Source organism: Pseudomonas silesiensis, assembly GCF_001661075.1.
GTDB classification, from domain to species: domain Bacteria; phylum Pseudomonadota; class Gammaproteobacteria; order Pseudomonadales; family Pseudomonadaceae; genus Aquipseudomonas; species Aquipseudomonas silesiensis.
The window spans coordinates 3625205-3645014 of sequence record NZ_CP014870.1; the positions used below are offsets into that span (position 1 = coordinate 3625205).

Annotated in this window: 16 protein-coding genes, 2 tRNA genes and 7 pseudogenes; 9 read left to right on the plus strand and 16 right to left on the minus strand. The window is 54.7% G+C overall.

Going from position 1 to position 19810, the window contains the following annotated elements:
- Window positions 1–49: 49 nt before the first annotated feature.
- Window positions 50–802, minus strand: a pseudogene (locus PMA3_RS16055) (zinc-binding alcohol dehydrogenase family protein); the annotation flags it as partial.
- Between PMA3_RS16055 and PMA3_RS30835 the strand changes: the two are divergent.
- The 4 genes and pseudogenes from PMA3_RS30835 to PMA3_RS30845 all read left to right on the plus strand — a co-directional run.
- Window positions 797–1030: pseudogene (locus PMA3_RS30835) on the plus strand (LysR substrate-binding domain-containing protein); the annotation flags it as partial. The pseudogenes PMA3_RS16055 and PMA3_RS30835 overlap by 6 nt on opposite strands.
- Window positions 1031–1216: 186 nt before the next feature.
- Window positions 1217–1830, plus strand: a pseudogene (locus PMA3_RS33155) (IS110 family RNA-guided transposase); the annotation flags it as partial.
- Window positions 1831–2035: 205 nt separating this feature from the next.
- A complete protein-coding gene (gene tnpB, locus PMA3_RS33160; RefSeq protein WP_064678086.1) occupies window positions 2036–2371 on the plus strand; it encodes an IS66 family insertion sequence element accessory protein TnpB in 336 nt (111 codons plus the stop codon).
- Between the two features lie 83 nt (window positions 2372–2454).
- Window positions 2455–2718 (plus strand): annotated as a pseudogene (locus tag PMA3_RS30845) (transposase domain-containing protein); the annotation flags it as partial.
- Here PMA3_RS30845 and PMA3_RS16070 read toward each other — a convergent pair.
- From PMA3_RS16070 to PMA3_RS16090, 5 genes and pseudogenes are all read right to left on the minus strand, one after another.
- Entirely contained in the window at window positions 2707–3630 is a 924-nt protein-coding gene (locus PMA3_RS16070; RefSeq protein ID WP_064678087.1) for a sensor domain-containing diguanylate cyclase, read from the minus strand. The pseudogene PMA3_RS30845 and the gene PMA3_RS16070 overlap by 12 nt on opposite strands.
- A gap of 145 nt (window positions 3631–3775) precedes the next feature.
- The gene (locus tag PMA3_RS16075; protein WP_064678088.1) at window positions 3776–4516 is read right to left on the minus strand and encodes an SPOR domain-containing protein; all 741 of its coding nucleotides are present in this window, start codon (window positions 4514–4516) and stop codon (window positions 3776–3778) included.
- Between the two features lie 418 nt (window positions 4517–4934).
- On the minus strand, window positions 4935–7157 hold the full coding sequence (locus tag PMA3_RS16080) for a putative bifunctional diguanylate cyclase/phosphodiesterase (RefSeq protein WP_064678089.1): 2223 nt from the start codon (window positions 7155–7157) through the stop codon (window positions 4935–4937).
- Between the two features lie 289 nt (window positions 7158–7446).
- Window positions 7447–8128, minus strand: a pseudogene (locus PMA3_RS30850) (molybdopterin cofactor-binding domain-containing protein); the annotation flags it as partial.
- Window positions 8129–8271: 143 nt separating this feature from the next.
- Window positions 8272–9114, minus strand: a pseudogene (locus PMA3_RS16090) (LysR family transcriptional regulator); the annotation flags it as partial.
- A 218-nt stretch (window positions 9115–9332) separates the two neighbouring features.
- Between PMA3_RS16090 and gloA the strand changes: the two are divergent.
- The gene (gene gloA / locus PMA3_RS16095) at window positions 9333–9728 is read left to right on the plus strand and encodes a lactoylglutathione lyase (RefSeq protein ID WP_064678091.1); all 396 of its coding nucleotides are present in this window, start codon (window positions 9333–9335) and stop codon (window positions 9726–9728) included.
- A gap of 705 nt (window positions 9729–10433) precedes the next feature.
- Here gloA and PMA3_RS33165 read toward each other — a convergent pair.
- On the minus strand, window positions 10434–10676 hold the full coding sequence (locus PMA3_RS33165; RefSeq protein ID WP_420848696.1) for an IS1096 element passenger TnpR family protein: 243 nt from the start codon (window positions 10674–10676) through the stop codon (window positions 10434–10436).
- Between PMA3_RS33165 and PMA3_RS33640 the strand changes: the two are divergent.
- Window positions 10626–10739, plus strand: a pseudogene (locus PMA3_RS33640) (hypothetical protein); the annotation flags it as partial. The gene PMA3_RS33165 and the pseudogene PMA3_RS33640 overlap by 51 nt on opposite strands.
- Before the next feature lie 183 nt (window positions 10740–10922).
- Here PMA3_RS33640 and PMA3_RS16105 read toward each other — a convergent pair.
- Both PMA3_RS16105 and PMA3_RS16110 read right to left on the minus strand, forming a co-directional pair.
- Entirely contained in the window at window positions 10923–11345 is a 423-nt protein-coding gene (locus tag PMA3_RS16105) for a hypothetical protein (RefSeq protein ID WP_064678093.1), read from the minus strand.
- The gene (locus PMA3_RS16110; protein ID WP_064678094.1) at window positions 11329–12189 is read right to left on the minus strand and encodes a hypothetical protein; all 861 of its coding nucleotides are present in this window, start codon (window positions 12187–12189) and stop codon (window positions 11329–11331) included. The genes PMA3_RS16105 and PMA3_RS16110 overlap by 17 nt, the downstream gene beginning before the upstream one ends.
- A gap of 331 nt (window positions 12190–12520) precedes the next feature.
- Here PMA3_RS16110 and PMA3_RS32690 point away from each other — a divergent pair, with 331 nt between their 5' ends.
- The gene (locus PMA3_RS32690; RefSeq protein ID WP_161491149.1) at window positions 12521–12661 is read left to right on the plus strand and encodes a hypothetical protein; all 141 of its coding nucleotides are present in this window, start codon (window positions 12521–12523) and stop codon (window positions 12659–12661) included.
- A gap of 29 nt (window positions 12662–12690) precedes the next feature.
- Here the strand turns inward: PMA3_RS32690 and PMA3_RS32515 are convergent, their stop codons facing one another.
- The gene (locus PMA3_RS32515) at window positions 12691–12828 is read right to left on the minus strand and encodes a hypothetical protein (RefSeq protein WP_161491150.1); all 138 of its coding nucleotides are present in this window, start codon (window positions 12826–12828) and stop codon (window positions 12691–12693) included.
- A gap of 225 nt (window positions 12829–13053) precedes the next feature.
- Between PMA3_RS32515 and PMA3_RS16115 the strand changes: the two genes are divergently transcribed.
- Window positions 13054–15633 carry an AAA family ATPase gene (locus PMA3_RS16115; protein ID WP_064678095.1) on the plus strand — a complete coding sequence of 860 codons (2580 nt, stop codon included), beginning with the start codon at window positions 13054–13056 and terminating at the stop codon, window positions 15631–15633.
- 455 nt (window positions 15634–16088) lie between these two features.
- Here PMA3_RS16115 and PMA3_RS16125 read toward each other — a convergent pair whose 3' ends face one another.
- From PMA3_RS16125 to PMA3_RS16140, 4 genes are all read right to left on the minus strand, one after another.
- Window positions 16089–17411, minus strand: coding sequence for a tyrosine-type recombinase/integrase (locus tag PMA3_RS16125; RefSeq protein WP_064678096.1), 1323 nt, complete (start codon window positions 17409–17411; stop codon window positions 16089–16091).
- A 172-nt stretch (window positions 17412–17583) separates the two neighbouring features.
- Window positions 17584–17670: transfer RNA gene (locus tag PMA3_RS16130), tRNA-Leu, on the minus strand.
- Window positions 17671–17864: 194 nt separating this feature from the next.
- Window positions 17865–17938: transfer RNA gene (locus PMA3_RS16135), tRNA-Cys, on the minus strand.
- A gap of 204 nt (window positions 17939–18142) precedes the next feature.
- On the minus strand, window positions 18143–18364 hold the full coding sequence (locus PMA3_RS16140; protein ID WP_064678097.1) for a DUF3079 domain-containing protein: 222 nt from the start codon (window positions 18362–18364) through the stop codon (window positions 18143–18145).
- Between the two features lie 152 nt (window positions 18365–18516).
- Between PMA3_RS16140 and PMA3_RS16145 the strand changes: the two genes are divergently transcribed.
- Complete coding sequence (locus tag PMA3_RS16145) at window positions 18517–18864, plus strand: hypothetical protein (protein ID WP_064678098.1); 348 nt, start codon at window positions 18517–18519, stop codon at window positions 18862–18864.
- 31 nt (window positions 18865–18895) lie between these two features.
- Here the strand turns inward: PMA3_RS16145 and PMA3_RS16150 are convergent, their stop codons facing one another.
- Together PMA3_RS16150 and nrdD are read right to left on the minus strand one after the other, a co-directional pair.
- Window positions 18896–19591, minus strand: coding sequence for an anaerobic ribonucleoside-triphosphate reductase activating protein (locus PMA3_RS16150; protein WP_191626312.1), 696 nt, complete (start codon window positions 19589–19591; stop codon window positions 18896–18898).
- Window positions 19588–19755 carry an anaerobic ribonucleoside-triphosphate reductase gene (gene nrdD / locus PMA3_RS16155; RefSeq protein WP_064678100.1) on the minus strand — a complete coding sequence of 56 codons (168 nt, stop codon included), beginning with the start codon at window positions 19753–19755 and terminating at the stop codon, window positions 19588–19590. The genes PMA3_RS16150 and nrdD overlap by 4 nt, the downstream gene beginning before the upstream one ends.
- Window positions 19756–19810: the final 55 nt, after the last annotated feature.

Here is a 19810-nt window from a genome sequence, read left to right on the forward strand (position 1 = left end):
CCGCAGGTGGTGCAGCGGGCCCGCAAGCGCACCCGCCTGATAAGTGAAATCAGAAACCTTCGAGAACGATCTTGCCCCGGGCCTTGCCGCTCTCGACCAGAGCATGGGCACGACGCATGTTTGCCGCATTGATCACACCGAAGTGCTCGCCCACGGTGGTTTGCAGAACACCCTGATCAATAAGAGCGCTGACCCGATTGAGCAGGTGATGCTGGTTGATCATGTCCGGGGTTTCGTACAGCGAGCGGGTGAACATCAGCTCCCAATGCAACGACAGCGACTTGCGCTTGAGCGGCATCACGTCGAGGCTTTCGGGATCGTCAATCACACCCAGACGCCCCTGTGGCTTGAGCACGTCGATCAGTTGTGCAAAGTGCTGTTCGGTGTGGGTCAGGCTGGCGACATAGTCGATCTCCGGCACGCCGAGCGCTTGCAACTGTGCGAGCAGTGGCTGGCTGTGATCGATCACGTGATGCGCGCCCAACTGCCGCACCCAATCAGCGGTTTCCTGGCGTGAGGCGGTACCGATGACGGTAAGGCGGGTCAACTGTCGGGCCAGCTGCACCAGCATCGAACCGACGCCGCCAGCCGCTCCAGTGATCAACAGGCACTGGCCCTCCCCCGAACCCTCGGCGACACCGAGCCGGTCAAACAACAATTCCCAGGCAGTGATCGAAGTCAACGGCAACGCTGCCGCATCGGCCGCGCCCAATGATCGAGGCTTGTGCCCGACGATCCGCTCATCGACCAAATGGAATTCGCTGTAGTTGCCGGCGCGGGCAATCGAGCCGGCACGGTGGACGTGGCGATTCGATACGGCCCGAATGAAGACGCCAACTACGTGGCACTGCCGCTTGCACCGTGGAACCAGCGGGTGCTGGTTGCCTCGCCGGAGTATGTGCAACGCTGCGGTTCTCCCCAAACGCTGGATGACTTGAGCAAGCATGCCTGCCTGCTCTATCTGCAAAATGGCCGGGTCTACGACAAGTGGAACCTGGGCGGGCAAACCGTGCAGGTTTCGGGGCCACTCAAGACGATACTTACATACTCAAAATACAGTCCGATTGTAAGCAATGGGATGGACGCCCCCGCCCATAATCGTATCGCTGTGCCAGAGTGAGCGGTGTCGCCATCCACTTGTGCAAAGGGGTAATCAGCCATGGAAATCAAAACCAGTGGTTTCGACTTGGCCTAAAACGTGTTCCAGATCCATGGCATGAACGAACGAGGCAAGCCCCTATTGCGCAAGCAACTGAAGCGCGATCAGGTGGCAATATTTTTTGCTAATTTACCGCCCTGCCTGATCGGCATGGAAGCGTGTAGCAGTGCTCACTACTGGGCCCGCAAGCTTGAAGCACTTGGCCATACCGTGCGACTGATGGCCCCGCAATTCGTCAACCCCTATGTCAAGAGCAACAAGAATGATGCGGCAGATGCCGAGGCCATCTGCGAGGCTGTAACTCATCCAACGATGCGCTTGTGCCGATTAAGAATGTTGAGCAACAGTCTGTATTGGCCTTGCAACGTGCGCGTCAGGGATTCGTGAAGGCGCGCACAGCCCAGGCCAATCAGATCCGAGGGTTGCTTGCTGAGTTTGGTCTGATTGTGCCTCAAGGAATCGCCCACATTACTACGAGGCTCCCGTGCGTAATCGAAGGCGCGACTAATGAGCTGCCGGTCTCGTTCTGTCAGCTTATTGAGCGACTGATCGAGCACTTCAAGGTGCTGGATAAAGAGGTTGAGGAGCTGGAAGCGCAGATCAAGGCGTGGCACCGGGCCGACGAGATCAGCCGCCAATTAGAAAGAATACCGGGCATTGGCCCGCTGTCCATAAATGGATTCGGGTGCATGCGCAGAAAAACCTGGCACTACAAACTGCCTTTATTCCGGTCAAGGCATTGTCTTCGACAGCGGCCCCTCAAATTCTTCCGGCCACGATTCGAGTCGAAGTGCCTCATTCAAAAGGCGTAGTCGTGGTGAATTGGCCGGCAGAAGATGCAGCGGCATGTTCTGCTTTTCTGCAAGATCTGCTGCGATGATTCGCATCGATACCATCTGGCTTGCCATCGAGCCCATGGACATGCGCGCCGGCACTGAAACCGCGCTGGCGCGAGTTGTCGCGGTGTTCGGTGCGGCGAAGCCGCACTGTGCTTATCTGTTCGCCAACCGCCGCGCCAATCGTATGAAAGTGTTGGTGCATGACGGCGTGGGGATTTGGCTTGCAGCCCGGCGCTTGAATCAAGGGCGCTTCTTTTGGCCAGGCGTGCGGCACGGCTCTGAAGTCGAGTTGGATGCAGAGCAACTTCAAGCCTTGGTGCTCGGTTTACCTTGGCAACGCGTCGGTTCCGCAGGAGCCATCACGGTGCTCTAACTCGTCTGCCATGGCGCGCTTGCCAGCGCAATTGGCCCATCCGTCTATCGCCGCCATTAGCCCTCTCTGGCAAAATCGGCGGCATGACTTCGCATCCAAATCTCGATCAATTAAACCCTGAAGAACTGCGCGCCTTGGCGGCGCAGTTGATCCAGCGCGTCGAGACGATGGACAAGCAAATAACTCATCACACGTCGGTCAACGAGAAACTGGCCCACGAGATAGCACTACTCAAACGCTTCAAGTTTGCCAAGCGCAGCGAGCAGTTGAGCCCGGATCAAGCCAGCCTGCTCGACGACTTGATCGATACGGATATCGCCGCTATCGAAGCCTTGTTACGCCGACTTCTTTTGACGCTTCTGCTGATACATCGCCTGATCCGCGATTGCGAGAGCTTGAGAAATTCGTATCGTCTTGTTGGTTGCAGCGAGCCCATAGGAAGCGTTGACGCCCTCACTTTCGAGCGCTATTTTCATCCTCTCGCACAGTGCAAGGCCACCTTCTAGATCGCAATTAACGCCGATGATTCCGAACTCATCACCCCCTAGCCTTGCCACAACATCTTCTGCCCTTGAGGCTTTCAACAATGCAGTTGCTGCACGTTTTATTAGTGCGTCGCCGGCAGCATGGCCGAGGCGGTCATTAGCATCCTTCAGTCCATCCAGGTCCACAACGATGACGACAGAGGATTGCCGGTAGCGCTGGTATCGTGCCTCCTCTTTTACAAGAAGCTGATCCCATCCTGCACGGTTATAAAGACCCGTAAGCGCATCCTTCATTGCTTGAGCCTGATAGCGCTCAGCTCTTCGTTCTTCCTCGTCGGCTTTCAACTCCATCTGCAAAATCGTGCTAAGCATGCTGCCAACCAGCTCGATCAGATCTTGATTATCAGCAAGGCTGTCTGGCTGCGGCTTGGGATCAATGCCGCACAACGTCCCAAACAAGCGACCATCAGAGAGCAGAAGCGGCACGCCTATGTAGGCGCCTATCGGAATTTTCCGACCTATTTCCGCCGCACCATAGGCCGGCACTCGATTTGAATTGGGGGCGATATTGGGACCTTTCCCTTCCACCATTGCGGCACAAAAGGAATCCCCCCAATTAAAGACATCGCCAGGAGCGACGCCATAGCCTTGATCGTCGCGATGGATAACTGCCCAGTCGTTGCCCTCAGTTCTCGTGACCATACACATCTGGAAGCCTAATTTTCGGCGGAGAAACGCCAGCGCTTTGTTAGATGCGCTTTCAAAACCATCCATTATCACTCCCAATAAGGTTAACCAATCCCAAACACGATAAAGAGATGAGCCTCCACTGCGGCTGGTCAGCGACCATGAAGAGCGCTCTTGTCATACAGTAAGTAGCCAGTTGTTCGGCGTCGGTGTTGTGCTAAGCAGGATTATGTCAATTTCCCGCCATCATCCATCCTCTAACACCATGACTTTGACTCAATTCTTTCACGACTCGGGCCGCGTCCTGCTTTTGATTATACGGGCCGATGACGACGAAGTTGTGTTCTTTACGCGCTACCGGTAACTCCAGCTGTTGAATGGCTTTTTTGGCGCGATGCCGGCTGGGTGTGTTCAATGCAATCTCGACCACCCAAAGGCCGGATGAAGGCGTGGAAGCTTCTTTTTTTACGTGGGAAATGAAGCCGCCGCACGTCAAGCACGGGCGTTCCAGCGCGATTAGCGAGCCTGGCACGGTGCGAAAGACGTGCCATTGCGGATCAAAGTTTTTTTTGCGGGCGAAGAGTGCCAGGAGCAGGCCGGTAAAAGTAATCATGCCGCTGAGAATAATTGTCCAGTTGAGTGCCTGTGGGGGCAGGGAAGGTAGCGTAAGTACGGCTGTTTCGTCTGGCTTTTCGATCAAGACCTGTACAGCGTCAGCCTCCGTCGAGTCGAGTAGGCGGGAGTCGTTTTTCGCCAGGTGCGCCAGCCTATCGGCATGTAGTGTACTGAGCGCTGTCGCAACTTTATTAGCGGTGTCATCGAGTAGTTGTTCGAACTTTGTTACTTTTTGCCGGATGTCTGAATTGTCGACGCTATTTTGACAACTTGTTCCTGTGGACGTGAAGGTCCACAGCAGTGCTGAGAGTTGCCAAACAACACCAGTTACCAGGAGGCCTAAGCCAAGCTTTCGCACGGCACCATCTCCAAATCAAATGAATAGTAATTTGTCCCATTTCTTGCTGATACATACAGGGTTGTATTGTTGATTCTGGGATGGTCTAAATGCTTGAGCGCGTCAGTGTGCCTAAGTGCCAAAGCTAGTTGGCTGCTGTTTGTTGTTTGAAGAATATCGGGCTTGCGCTTGATAGACTGTTGGTTGACGAAAAAGGCTCAGGTGATCTAAAGGAAGCCGTATCAGATGGAGGCGAAAGTGCCTTGCTGTCGGGAAACTAGTCATTTTTTCTCGGCTCTTGTTGTTTTGCCGCGCGATAGCGTTAGAGCCAAGTGTGTGAGAAAGGCGCCGGGAGCGCCTTGCCTGGGGAGATAGAATTCTGCGCTGGGGTCTGAAGATTTGCCTTAGCGTCTGATTTTCAGGATTGGGACCGGCCAGGCTAGCCGGTCAGGGATAGGCAAGCGGGATGACGCAGGAACGCTTCGATTTCTGCATAGGGCATCGGTTTGGCAAAGTAATACCCCTGGAAGACATCGCAGTGACTGCCCGTCAGGAAATCCACCTGGGACGCCGTTTCCACCCCTTCGGCGACCACCGTCAGGCTCAGGTGGTGTGCCATGGAGATAATGCCCTGAGTGATGGCGGCGTCATGACGATCAGTGCTGATTTCCTGAATGAACGAGCGGTCGATCTTGATCTTGTCGATGGGCAAACGCTTGAGGTAGCTGAGGCTGGAAAAACCGGTGCCGAAATCATCCAGCGCAATGCGTACACCCAGGGCCTTGAGCCGGTGCAACGTGTCGATGGCCTGTTCAGCGTTATGCAACAGAAGCGCCTCGGTGATCTCCAGCTCCAACTGCTCACCACGCAGACCATGTGTCTCCAGGGCGGCTTGGACACACTGGACGAACTGGCCACGCTGAAAATGCATCGGCGAAATATTCACCGCCATCGAGATGCCCGTGATGCCCTGTTCACCTAGCTGGCGCAGCTGCGCGCAGGCCGTATCGAGTACCCAAAGGCTCAGCGGGATGATCTGACCGCTGTCCTCTGCCACCGGCACAAACACCGCCGGTGAGATAAATCCTTTTTCCGGATGCGCCCAGCGCAGCAACGCTTCGATCCCGACCACCCGCCCCGTGCGTGCGTCTATCTGCGGTTGATAATGCAGCCTGAACGACTGGGTTTCGATAGCCTTTTGCAGGTCATTGCGCAGGCTCGCATGCTCGCAAACGCGCTGATTAAGATCGCTGGTGTACCACTGAAAGTTATTGCGCCCTTGCTGCTTGGCTTTGTACATGGCCATGTCAGCCTGCTGGATCAGTTGCATCGGCTGCTCGATGTGACCATCGCTCAGGGTGATGCCGACACTTGCACTCACGTGCAGGTCAATGCCCTGGATGCAGTAGGGTCTGGCAATGCTGGCCATCAAGCGCTCGGCCACCGGTACCACGTCCTCATCACGAAGCAGGTCCGGCAGCAGCACGATAAATTCGTCACCGCCCATGCGCACGATGGTATCGCCGGGACGAACCTGCCGGGTCATACGCTGTGCCACCTCGATCAGCACCTGATCGCCGAAGTAGTGCCCGATCGAATCGTTGATGGATTTGAATCCATCCAGATCAATGCACATCACCGCCAGACGACGCTTACGCCGACGACTGATGTGACAATCCAGAATAAGCCGGTCTTCAAGCGAAACCCGGTTAAGCAAACCGGTCAGCCGGTCATGGCTGGCGTTGAAGCTCAATTGGCGCTCGTAATGCTTCTGCTCGCTGATGTCCCGGGCGATGCCAAACACCCCGACGATCTCGCCATTGACCATGATCGGCAGGTTGGAGATGTCCATGGTCAACAGCTTGCCACTCTCGTCGAGAACCCGTGCCTCGAAGCGTTGAGGCGCTCCGGCGCGGGCTGCGGAAAAATGCTGACTGACCCGTTCCAGGTCCTCTTCGAGCACCAGATGGGAAAAGTGATGACCAATGAAATCGATTGCAGTGTGCGGTTTCAGCTTCAGGCCTGCTGGATTCACACTCTGGATGTTGCCGGCCAGATCAAGGGCGAACACCGGGTTAGGGTTGTAGGTGAACAATGAACGAAAACGTTGTTCGCTTGCCTCCAGACGTTGGCCGTCACGCTCATGGCGGATCGCAATGGCCGCCAGCTGCGCCGCGCAAGTCAGCCGTTGAAGCTGCGCCTCACTCGGCCTGTTTGCCCGATCCTGGTACAGCGCAAACGTCCCTAACACGCAGCCCTGATGCGAGAATAACGGCAACGACCAGCAGGAGCGCAGATTGTGCCCCAGCGCCAGACTCCGAAAACGCTCCCAGCTCGGATCCTGGGCAATGTCTACGGTGACCACCAACTCGCCCCGAAATGCTGCAGTGCCGCAAGTCCCTTCCTGTGGACCGATGGCCATGCCATGGATCGCCCGACTGTATTCAGGCGGTAAACCTGGTGCCGCACCGTTGAGCAAATGCTTGCCCTGCGCATCGGTGAGCAGAATCGAACACAGCGTGTCAGGATCTTGCGCGTCGAGCATCAAACAGATGGCGGCAAGAATGTCGTCCAGTGGATGATTGGTCGCGATCATGCCGAGAATGTCACGTTGCGACTCGGAAAGAGCCACGCCGTGAAAGCTCGTGCGGGGGGTATTCATGATGGTTCCTGAAGACTGCCGAGACCATCCGATCTTCAAAGAGTCTGGAAAAGTGGGCGGCCGGGCACAGTCCGCTCGCACTCCGATCGCGCACTTTATAAAGCACCGACCTGGGTACAAAAAGGCTCAGATACAGGATAAAAAACCGTATCAGATTGCCGTGTGGCTGATTTCGATTTTCTCGACTCGCGTCAATTTCGCCGGCAATTTCATCCACCTCCTGTGCGGGATCGCGTTCGCCATACGGGAAATTCAAACCACATGGCTAAATCCACAGTCGATTGGCGCCGCGCAGTTCGAACAGATCCTTGCCACCCTTGTCGGCCAATTCGTCAAGGAACGATTCATAGAAGAAGTCGTTGAGCGAATTGCCCACCGAGCGCCAATAACCGAACATGACCGGCCCTTTGACATAGATCTGGGCGATACGCTTGTTGGCGATGGCGTATGACTTGCCTGACAACCCTCCGAGCGCCGTGGGGTGGAGTTTTTCACCCTGCTTGCCCGCGATGGCCTCAGCGGGCCCTTCAGTGGCACTGATCGCTTCGATTGCCAGCGGCCAGCCCTCGTTATCCAGCGCACCACGGAAATTCACTTCGGCCACAGGACGGAGCACGTCCTGCACTGACCCCCTCCTCGCGACTCCAAATTAGTTTCACCGGACGCCCCACGGCCTTGGACAAATTGATGGCCTGCGGGTACGGGCTGGCGGAATCGTACAGAAAATGCCGCCCGAAGAATCCACCCACCAGCGGCGAATGCAATGTGATGCGGGAAAGCTCCAGACCAGTGCGTTTGACTATGTCCGCACGGAACATGTCCGGCGCTTGATTCGGCAGCCAGACCTCCAGCGAACCGTCCGGATTGAATTTGGCCAGCGCAGAAGGCGGTTCCAACTACCTATGGTTCAGGTATTGGTTGTGGTAAGTGGCGTCGACCCGGGTCTTGGCATTGACAAGAATCGCAGCAACGCCCCTGGGTTTTCGTCAGGAAGGTATTCGCTGGTTTCTGCTTAACAAAGTATCTTTAACGTGCGGGGTACACTTTACCGTCCTTCATGATCAGCACCAGCGCGGCTTTTTGGACTCGGTATCGACCAATTGCTCTGAATATCAATTATCTCGATGAAGTTTTTTATTAAGGGCGACTGCTGACTTTTTCGCCAGACGAAATAGATATCGCTCGAGTCCAGGCCAGGCACATGATCGGCCTGAAATGTATCCGCTTGGCTAGCGTAACGGTCGACATAACTTTCCGGAACACAGGCGAAGCCTAACCCTTCTGCTATACATGCAAAAATACTCGGATACGACTCGATTTCCAAAATCGCCCGAGGCTGGATGCCGTTGCTTTCAAGCCAGTTGTCAACCTGGTGTCTGTAGTGGCAGGTGCGACCAAATACATACAGTTCAAGTCCAGCCAAGCCTTCGGGGGTGGGCGAGGAGAAAGCCTTCGGTACCACTCTCAGTAAACGCTCACGAAAGGCTAAGCGGCTTTCAAGCAACGGATGCTCGATTGGGCCGTCAGTGAGGATCAGATCAAGCTCGCCATCGATCAATAGTCGCTCCAAGTGTAACGAGTGTTCCGGACGGATGTGGATATCTACCCCGGGCGCCTCCAGACGGTACCGTACGAGACGCTGGGGTAGATGATTAGCCAGCGCTACATCCAGCGCCCCCACTCGAAGCACACCATTAATGGAATCGGTCGAAAAAAGCGAGCGTGTTTCAGCCGCGAGATCGATGAGCAATTTTGCGTTGCGGTAGACCAGCCTACCTTCGGGTGTAACCAGCAACCGGTTTTTTTCTCGGTTGAACAGGACGACACCCAGCTGGTTTTCAAGCTCTCGTAGCCTTGTTGTGATGTTCGAGGGTACGCAATGCAGCTGTACGGCGGCGGCGGCTATTGTGCCGTGCTCTACGACGGCGCAAAAAAAACCGAGCTGTGAAAGCTTCAAGACATTTTCCTTTTGTGATGGCACTGCTCACTTTTTGTCACTTTTAGTGAATGCAGTGTGAGCTTAACATTGGCCTCGCAAAGGCATCCAATCACCTTAATCTTCTGGCCTTAAAGGCTCGCGATAGATAGGGCGTGGACGCACGGCTTTCGTCCCTGTTAAAGAAAGCCTTCTAAGAGACGTCGGCCCTGCGGGCCGATGCTGCAGCGGAGAAACTAATGCGCATCCTACATACCATGCTACGCGTAGTAGATCTGGATAAAACCATTCACTTCTACACCAAAGTGCTCGGCATGAGCCTTTTGAGACGCAAAGACTATCCGGAGGGCAAATTCACCCTTGCTTTTCTCGGGTATAGCCCGGAGACAGAATCTGCCGTCTTGGAACTGACGCGAAATTGGGGACAGGATAGCTATGAACTTGGCGATGCTTACGGGCATGTCGCTATCGAGGTTGAGGATGCAGAAGCGGTGTGCAACCGCGCAGCAATTCTGGGATATCGCGTTCCTCGGCCAGCAGGTGTCATGAAACATGGACGCACGATAATCGCTTTCATTGAAGATCCCAACGGGTACAAAGTCGAGCTGATTCAAAAAGGCACACAATTCGACTAACCGGGTTTTGGCATGCCGGTCCGGTTCTAAATCGCTCCTTTTGGATCAAGATTTCACAACGAATCGAAGACGAGGGTGCAGCGGTCGCGGTAGGGACGGCAGTTACCTGCCGCCCCCCGCACAGATCCGTACGTGCGGAACTACCGCATACGGCTCCTGCCTCGGGTATGTGACGCGAAGCGATCCTCAGGGTAAGGATGTGCATTTCTGGGTCTAGGTATGTAGAGGTCAGCAAGGCGTCCGTAGCGTGACCTTTGAAGCCGATTACGCTGGCTGCGACGTTTGAGGGCTTGCCGCCATAGACGGCATACCGCCAGACGAAAACCACCCAGACGTATCAGATTTCCCGGCACCGCGTGGTAGTTGAAGTAACCACTCACCACCCGAGTGAGCCATTGCCCTTGAGCCCGGATGGGTTCATGCCGTCGGCGCTTCAGCTCATCCCGAATAGCCAGCAGCGTCGCACGCATTCGCTTCTTGACCGTCAGTCGCAGTATTTGAAAACCACCGCTTCTGTTGGTACTGCAACAGTGCGTGAAGCCCAGGAAGTCAAACGTCTCCGGTTTACCTAACCCTCGCTTCCTACGATTTCTCGCAGCAAAACGACCAAACTCAATCAGCCGTGTCTTCGAGGCGTTTAGGGATAAACCGAACCTGGCCAAGCGTTCCTGCAACGTAAGCGTCCGAGCTACACCGCCTTGCAACTCAAACCTTAATCCGTTTAAACCACTGGTTCACGCGCTCGCACTCAAATGCCGCTGGATCAAAAACATCTCCATGCCATTCAACCATCGCGTCATGCTCTGGATGATCGGGGTTGGCCATCGCCTCTAGAAAGTCCTCATAACCAGGCCCGCCACCCACGTCTTCCGGTGGGCAAGCATTGGCACCCTCGATGTACGAGGCCCCAGGAAGAGAACCATCTTGAAAGGGTATTTGATTGAGCAGACGAAGCTGCTTTTCGAATCGTTCCCCCCTGACAATCCTTTTCTTAAAATCGTAGATCCTTAAATTTCCGTAGTATGGAGGGCGCCTCCGCGTTCGGCCTACCATGTTGGAGGTTTGCTGTTTTCTCTGGAAAAGTCGACCTCGCTCCGCGGCCTAAAAGCAGTGGCGTGCGCTATAAATATCTCCGTTTACTCTGGAAGATCCAAAACCAAATCCAACCGTAGCGGCTTTCTCACTATCTTAAAGCTACTGTTTTCCTCGCTGCATTGCATAAGCCGCAAAACCATCAGAAAAATGCAGAAAGGCCGCTATGAAAAACAAACCAAACTGAAAAAAACCCAGTAACAAACTAGGCTTTGCAATCATCCCAAAATACAAAGCCGCAGACACAACAATCCAAAAAAAGCGTTTAGCTGAATAGTACCCAAACTGTTGCTCATTGGTCTTAAGCCTTGACTTAGCTACCGCCTTCGACATTTTAAAAGCAAGCTGACCAAATACCACACAGGAAATCAATGACCAATCAGGTGACAACACGATTTCCTGCCAAGTCCCGGCATACAACCTAACCCCCACCAACAAAACAAAGGGAATCAAGACATAGATATATTCAGCCTTCAAGTCAGCGAAGACAGCCTTACGCTCCTTTGCACTAAACTCCGAGCGCATGCTGCTTTTCATGAGCACGACGAACCCCTAAAACATTTTTTATTTTAGCGTTTCTAATCTGTGGCTTTCCCTTCCCTTTGGGCGGCGTATAAACAATATAAGACAGCTCAGCATCGAGCAAATCTAGAGGCCCAATGGCTGGAATCAGTCCGTTTTGATATCTTTCCAGCCACTCTTTATTAACTACTTTGGCAGAAAATTTTTGATGCGTAGCCGGACTTCTAAAAGTCCATACCGAGTTACCCTCATTCACAGGAATCGTTGCATACAATTTATCTCTACCATCAAATTCCTGACTAACACCTGCAAACATTTTTTTTGGGTCAGCAGTAAAGCTCCACTCCGTGTTCAACGCATGGCGCACCCCCTCCTCATCAGTGTACAACTCGACCTTTTCACCAGGCTGCATCCGTCTATTGGCAGAGGATAAGCTTTGTAATACAAAAGCTAACGCCTGCCTATCAACAAATGGATCTACGAGAGCCTCTGGAATTTCAGCTGCTAGCCTACTTTCCAGGGTAGAAGCAATTGCATCCACTTCCTCCTCAGTAGCCGTTTCGTCTATTTCTACCAGCTCGTCAAACAACGCCATACCAGAGTCGCAAAAAAGACGCCCAAAAAAATCATCTACTCCATTTTTTAGATGACTTAGTTTAGATATAAGGGACCCTTCTTCAACAGCATCAAGCTGAAACTCAAAATCCATTTTAAGATCAATAGAGTTAGCCAGCACCTGACACAAATCTCTATACGAGTTTATGTACAACCCCATCGCTTCAAATACTTGCGCAGGATTTTCCCTCCGCTTATTAAAATCTATTCTTATTGAAAGTTCCGAGTTCAAGTTTTGGTCTCTTCCTTGGTTGCGCTAATTTATAAAGCAATGACACGACATGCCCATCTGCTTGAAGAAGCTACTATTTTGCCATCCTATTGTCTAGCGAACCACAGCCCGCCCACGCAGAGGTCGAGATCCGATCTCGCTGCGGTGTCAAACCGGCTTCGCCATGCAGAAAATGAAGGAGAGGACTGTCATCTCAACACCAAGACCACTGATCCTGTCCACCGCTCACCAGAGCGCGGCGGCCCGTCAACACCTGAATGCAGACACGTTGTCGGTCAATACCTACCTCCACCGCTATGGTGCCTTCATCTACTAGGACCATCCGCCCGAGATGCTGCCCAGCGAACCGGACCTACTGCAAATCGTCGAGTCCGCCGCCCAGGCGCACATTACCTGGCTGGGTTTCCATGTGGAAGGTGCGGTCGCCGAGAGCTTGCCGCTGTTCCGCGAGCCAGAGGATGAAACGTTCTAGACGTTCGACTGAATTCTGTCGGCGCGGATTCATGACCGGCCGCCACCCACGCCGTGGTCGTACAGCGCCTGGGCTTGCGCCTGCTCGGCCGTTTGCCGGGTCAGTACCTTGATCCCTTCGCGGATCCTACCGCCGACCGGCAAACACGCCCCAGATTGGCCCAGCAACGGGCATCGCCACCGCACCGGTAGAGGCAGGTCATGATAGAACTCCTGCATAACAGTTAGACCACAGCAGGCGCATCAAGGGCGTGGCTCCCCCCTACATCGAACGCTAACTTCGTGCTTTCAGCATTCGATCTAGCAGACATCAAGAGGTGCCATTGGCGTGGACGTCAGGGTGGCACTCTGCTAGCGTCCCTGCACCGTCATCCCACCGACAAGGAAGCACTTATGGATATCGAGGAAAATATTCGAACGTGGTTGCTGAAACAGCAGGACTGGCTGCAGGAGGCGGCGGACAGGCTGCTCAAACAAGGGCAACTCACCGACGAGGATATTGCACAGCTAGCCTCGCTGTTGAAAACGGCCGACGGTCAAGCCGTTACCCGGCATCGCCCGCTCGATGAGCTGCGGCATGATCCGAAAGACGTCAGCGAGATACGCCTGGCACGCATCGATGGCGTGGCCGGAATCGAGAGTCTTGGCCCTCGGAAACCGCTTGATTTTGGGTTTGGAAACCTAACCGTCGTTTACGGTCACAATGGCTCAGGCAAGTCGAGCTACACCCGTATTCTGAAGAAAGTCTCTGGCAAACCCAGAGCTATGGAACTGAAGGCCAATGTCTTCCAGGCCCCTCCGGCCGAGAGCAAATGTCAGATCAGTTACAAGCACGATGGGGCCGATCACTCCTCTGAGTGGCACATTGGATCTGCCCCCATAGAAGCATTGCGACAGATCGATATCTTCGACAGCGATGAAGCCGGCCACTATCTAAGAGGCGAAAGCGCCGCAACCTATACACCACCAGCCGTAGGATTATTCGAGAAGCTCGCAGCGGCGACCGACAAGATTAAAGAGCTACTGCAAACAGAGCAGGCCAAGCTCACCAGCGCTTTGCCCGTGATACCTGCGGACTATCAGAACACTGAGGTGGCACGCTCATATGGAGCGCTGCACACCATCCGCAATGTTGCCGACCTTGAGGCCTTGCTGACGTGGACAGATGAGCAAGCGCAAAGTCTGAACACCATCGTTGAGCGCCTGAAGGCAGATGACCCCGCTGCGTTAGCGAAGCAGAAACGCGGAACCAAGACTCAGGTCGATCAGATCCTCAGCGGCCTCTCGAAGGCCTTCATTTCGTACAATGCCGACAATCTGGAAGCAATCCGCTGTCTGCGACAGGCTGCGGTTTCCAAGCGACAAATCGCTACAGAGGGAGCACAGGTGCAATCGGCCATACTCGACGGAGTTGGGGCACAAACCTGGCGCGCACTGTGGGAGGCTGCGCGAAACTACTCGGCGACCCCCTACCCCGGAACTCCGTTTCCAGCGACCGAAGATGCGCGCTGCATTCTGTGTCAGCAGGAGCTTATGCCAGAAGCTCAACAGCGACTGCTCGATTTTGAGAGTTTCGTCCAGGGAAAATTGGAGTTGGACGCAACGTCTGCGGAAGACCAGCACAAGGCCGCACTGGACCTGCTTGTAGAAGCACCAACTGAGCAGCTTGTGCAGACCCAATGTGAAGCTTCGGGTCTGAACGATGGTAAGTGGAAGGACTTCCTCTGGGCGTTTTGGAGCCGGGCCGCCGCTGCGCGGCTCGCGCTGCTCAACGAGGAAGTTATCGAAGATGCCGTTCCAGTCGGCGATGTAAAAGAAGCCCAACTTGTCCTAGAGACATATCGAGATCAACTGCAGGCGGACGCGGTACAGTTCGATGCCGATGCTCTTCAATTCGACCGTGCAAAGGCCACCACAGATAAGCTTGGACTCGAAGCAAAAAAATGGGTATCGCAACAAGCACTCGCTGTTCGCGCGGAGATTGAGCGACTCAACAATTTCAAGACCTACGATGGCTGGAAGACACTGGCCAACTCGCGACAGATCTCGCTGAAGGCAACGGATATCTCCGAAAAGGTAGTGACAGAAGCCTATGTCGCCCGGTTCAACCAAGAACTCCGGACGCTCGGGGCAACCAAAATTCAGGTCGAGTTGGTCAAGACCCGAACCAAAAGTGCCAAGGTACTTCATCAAGTACGACTGAAAGGTGCAAAGAACGCACAAGGCACCCCCGAAACAGTCCTCAGCGAAGGCGAGCGCCGCATTATTTCGTTGGCCGCCTTCTTGGCCGACGTGGCCGATAAGCCCGGGTCATCTCCGTTCATCTTTGACGACCCTATCTCTTCGCTTGACCATGACTTTGAGTGGCATGTGGCCTGCCGCCTTGTTCAACTGGCCAAGCACCGTCAGGTCCTGATCTTTACTCACCGTCTTTCCCTATACGGCGCGATGGACGACGTGTCCAAAAAAGAGGGCGAGGCATGGCAGAAGCAACACTACCGCCCCATGTGCATCGAGTCCTATGCTGGCACATCAGGACAACCTGCGGACCAAGAGGTATGGAACACCAACACCAAAAAGGCGAACAATATACTGTTAACCCGTCTGGATACTGCCCGTAAAACAGGCGACGCAGACGGGGCAGCAGCTTACCGAGCTTTGGCACAGGGAATCTGTAGTGACTTCCGCAAGCTCATCGAACGCTCTGTCGAAGAAGACCTGCTCAACAAAGTGGTGCTAAGGCATCGTCGCAGCGTCACTACAGACGGGCGGCTATCCCAGCTCCAAGGCATATTGCCCGAGGAGTGTGCGGTGATCGACGATCTCATGACTCGGTACAGTTGTTTCGAACACAGCCAATCTCAAGAGACTCCCATCGTCATCCCGGAGGCACCCGATCTCAAGGTCGATATTGAGCGTCTGAAACAGTGGCGGCAGGATTTAAGCGACCGACGAGCACAGCTGGCAGCTTAATTACTGAGAGCCCCTCCGCACTCTCGCGCGCCGTTCTCCTGGCCAAATGTGTGTAGTGCCAAAGGCAACGCGAGAAACGGCCAAAAACGGTGTGAACTCACAGCTACCGAGAGCCAAAACATTCGTGGGAGTAAATGTGGGAGTAATTTTCCAGGCATGAAAAAGCCCAACCTTTTCAGATTGGGCTAAGTCATTGAAATATATGGTCGGCACGGAGTGATTCGAACACTCGACCCCTAGCACCCCATACATGGGGTCGCTTTAAACTCCAAACTCGTCCACGGGCCGAACGCTCATTAGGAACACTCAAGCATGGTGGTACGCCCGTAGTTACTGCTCGAAGTTAACATCTCAGTGCTGAGCCCCGGAGCACGATACACGAGGGAGCAGCAAAACTTTCTAGATCGAGGGCGAACAACCTTTAGCCACCCCCCTACGAAGCATTCGCGGACCCCCTACTTTATCGCACCACGTTTGAATTTTAATCGTGTGGCATTCCCGCCGGCCTGATTCCCAAATTCATGAGGCGTGACATGCTCCCGAAGATTCGCCGTAAGGTACCGGCTCCACCAGTTCATGATCAACCGACGCTCTTCAATAAACTCTGCCTTGTGAATGTAGGCGGCCCTAACGCTGTTGCGCTCTCTGTGACTCATTTGCCTTTCGATGGCCGTCTCAGACCACAGACCTGACTCGACCAGTGCGCTACAGGCCATTGAGCGGAATCCGTGACCACAAATCTCTGTCTTCGTGTCGTACCCCATGGTGCGCAACGCTTTGTTCACGGTGTTTTCTGAGATCGGCTTCCAGGCCCTAGCATCACCGGCAAACACCAGGTCGAATGTGCCAGTCAGGGTGTGGATCTGTTCAAGCACGGCCACAACTTGCGGCGATAAAGGCACAAGATGAACATCGCCCGCCATTTTCGTCCCCCGCGTTGAATGGCGTACGTCCTCCAGCTCCGGCCGAGTATCCGGGATCTCCCATACGCCACGCTTGAGGTCGAACTCAGACCAGCGAGCGAAACGTAATTCACTCGAGCGAACAAACACGTGCAACGACAGCATGAGCGTTAGCCGGGTCAGCTCTCGGCCCTTGTAGGCATTGATTCGTGCCAGCAATTCAGGCAGGCGTGACAGGGGCAATGCAGGCCGATGGGAGACTCGCGGCGCTTTGATCAAGCCCTGAAGATCGTACGCAGGGTTTATCGGAATAAGACGAAGGCGTTTTGCCTCACGCATAATACTTTGCAGGTATCTTTGTACCCTTAAGGCGACGTCAATCGTTCCTCGTTTCCTGATCGTTTCCAAAGGTTGCATCAGATCATAAGTATCGAGATCAGCAATCGCGCGAGCACCGACAAACGGGAAAACATAGTTATTCAGACGGTTCAACACATTCTTGGAATGGTCGGGTGTCCATCTGGCCGACATGTTCTTGTGCCAGTCCAACGCAACGCTTTCAAAGGTACGGCCGTTGACAGCATTTTCCGTTTTGGCTTTACGCTTGTTCTCAACGGGATCAATGCCGTCTGCGAGCATCCGCTTCGCCTCTAAACGCTTCTGGCGCGCATCAGAAAGGCCAATCACAGGATAGCTGCCGAGGGAGGTCAACCCCTCCCGGCCGTCAGGCTTTACGTACCTGAGACGCCAGCCTTTACGGCCATTGGGTTGGATTAGGAGATAGAGACCGTCGCCGTCGAAAAGCTTGTAGGGACGGTCTGTTGGCTTGGCTAAACGGCAAGCAGCGTCGGTAAGCGGAGCAGTTGTGCGCGACATAAGGGTACTATCCTTAATCGAACCAAAGACTACCCCTAACTTTACCCTCTAAATGACTGGATTCCAGAAGAATGGGCAAGATTCCGACGGAATGCTAAAACGAAAAAACCCGCCAGAAGGCAGGTTTTTCAAGGCTTCCAAAGAACTCAAAAGCGCTCAGTGGAATGCAAGATGGTGCCCGAAGCCGGAATCGAACCGGCACGCCCTTACGAGCGGGGGATTTTAAGTCCCATGCGTCTACCAGTTTCGCCATTCGGGCGGTAGCGCGGTGAAGCGGTCTGAACAATGCCAATAACAAGCTGGCAGCTCTGACGCTTGTGCAGCAGAGGTGGAAATATATACATCCCGCCCCGGTGAAGCAAGTTCGCAGATGCCCATTTCAAGACTAAATCTTGCCAGGCAACGCAAATAAAAAAGCTCCGTAAATCATAGATCTACGGAGCTTGTTTAAAGTGGAGGCCGAGGTCGGAATCGAACCGGCGTAGGTGGATTTGCAATCCACTGCATAACCATTTTGCTACTCGGCCTCAAACATCTGATGTCATGTAGCACAACACCAAACGCGTACAAACTTGGAGCAAGATCTCGATCTAACTCCTTGAAAACATTGAGCTTTTTGAGCGGTCAGTGCTTTCGATGGCGTGAATTATGTACTGATTTCCCGAGGCTGGCAACCCCTTGATTTCAAAAAAAATTCTGGCGGGTGGATTGGGTGTTTTTCAGGCGCCCGTTCAGCCCTGCGGTTTGGGATCTTCCGCTATTTGTACGACGGCAATCAACGGGTCTATGCCCCAGTCGCCGTGCAGATACCAGTCGTCTCCGATCATTTCGGCTGGATGCATGGTGCGGTCGGAGCCATTGCCGCATGCCAGCGAACTGGCTGGGCAATACCGGTCGCAGCCCCAGCAAATGCGCTCGGGGTGCTTGGGGCTGATGGGAAAAGGCTTGGCCATGTCGATCCCTCGGTTTACATCCAGGGTGTACCGCCAACGTACAACGTTCACGCAACGAAGACCTTGATAGGGATCAAGAAGCGCGCGCACCTGGTGGCAGTCTTGAGGCTAGACTTTCGACAGCCCAATGAAATGACCTGGAGATGCTGCTTATGCCTGATAAAACCCCTCCCTCACCAGAACAACCCCCGGTCCAATTGTCGACCTGGGAAGATAAAGGCGCGGAACATTCACTCGAAGCAGAGGCCTTTACCGCGCCACCGGAATTGACCAATGCCGAGTTGGTACACCTGCGTGTCCGGGTGATCGCCCTGGAAAACCTGGTCATTGCTTTGCTGACCCAGGGGTCGGCCCAGCAGTTGGCTATCGCCCGGGACATGGCCGCCTACATTTCCCCCCGCCCCGGCTTCACCCAGCATCCTCTGACCATTCATGCGGCGGCGCAGATGAATGACAGCGTCGATCGTGCCGAGCGGTTTCGCAAGCGGTATGAGCCTTGACCTGGGGGAAGACAGATGTGGAAACCCATGATCAACCCCGCAACACAAAGGCAGGAAACAGCTCGCGCATCTCGGCCCAAAGCTCAGGCAACAAGGCTTGCGCCGAAACGCTCGACAACAGCGGATCGAACATCCGCTCGGTACGCACCAGTTGCACGGCGAAGCGCTTGACCCCGAGCTGGCTCAAACGCTGCGCCAGGACCAATAGACGCGCCGGCTCGAACAGATGCCAATGCACGGTGGTGCGACATTCATAGTCGACACCACTGGCCAGCAGATGCTCGAGGCTGCGCCAGTTGGCGGAGCCGCTGCCCTCGACCCGGGTGATAGCCTGGCAGTCCTCGGGCAACGCCTTGACATCGAAACCGACCCAATCGGCCCCGGCCAAAACCTTGGCAAAGGCCGCGGGCTTGATTCCGGCGCTGTGCAAACCGATGCGAAAGCCCAGCGCCCGCACTTCATCCATGGCGTCGGGCAAGGCATCCTGCAGGGTCGGTTCTCCGCCGCTGAACACCACCGCATCGAGGAGGTCCTGGCGCCGTTGCAGAAACGCCAGCACCCGCCGCCAATCCACCTCCTCGGTGCCACGGGGCGGGATCAACTGCGGGTTATGACAGTAGCGACAGCGCCAGGCGCACCCTTGGCAGAACAGCACGCAGGCGAGTTGTCCCGGGTAGTCGATAGTGGTCAGGGGCACCATGCCCCCGACCCGTAGCATTCGACTCATTGGCGCCCGGCCAGTGCCGCGCTTTCAGTGAAGTGCACCCGCTCGCGGTGCTCGGATTGTTTACCCGGGTTGAACGCCGACACGGGACGGTGGTAGCCCATCACCCGGGTCCAGACTTCGCAGCGTTGACGTTGAGCCTGGGGCAGTGTTTGCGGTGCGGTCATGGTGAAGCTCCTTGCGGTTGAGTGGGTTGAAATCATTGAGCGGTGCTGACTCCCA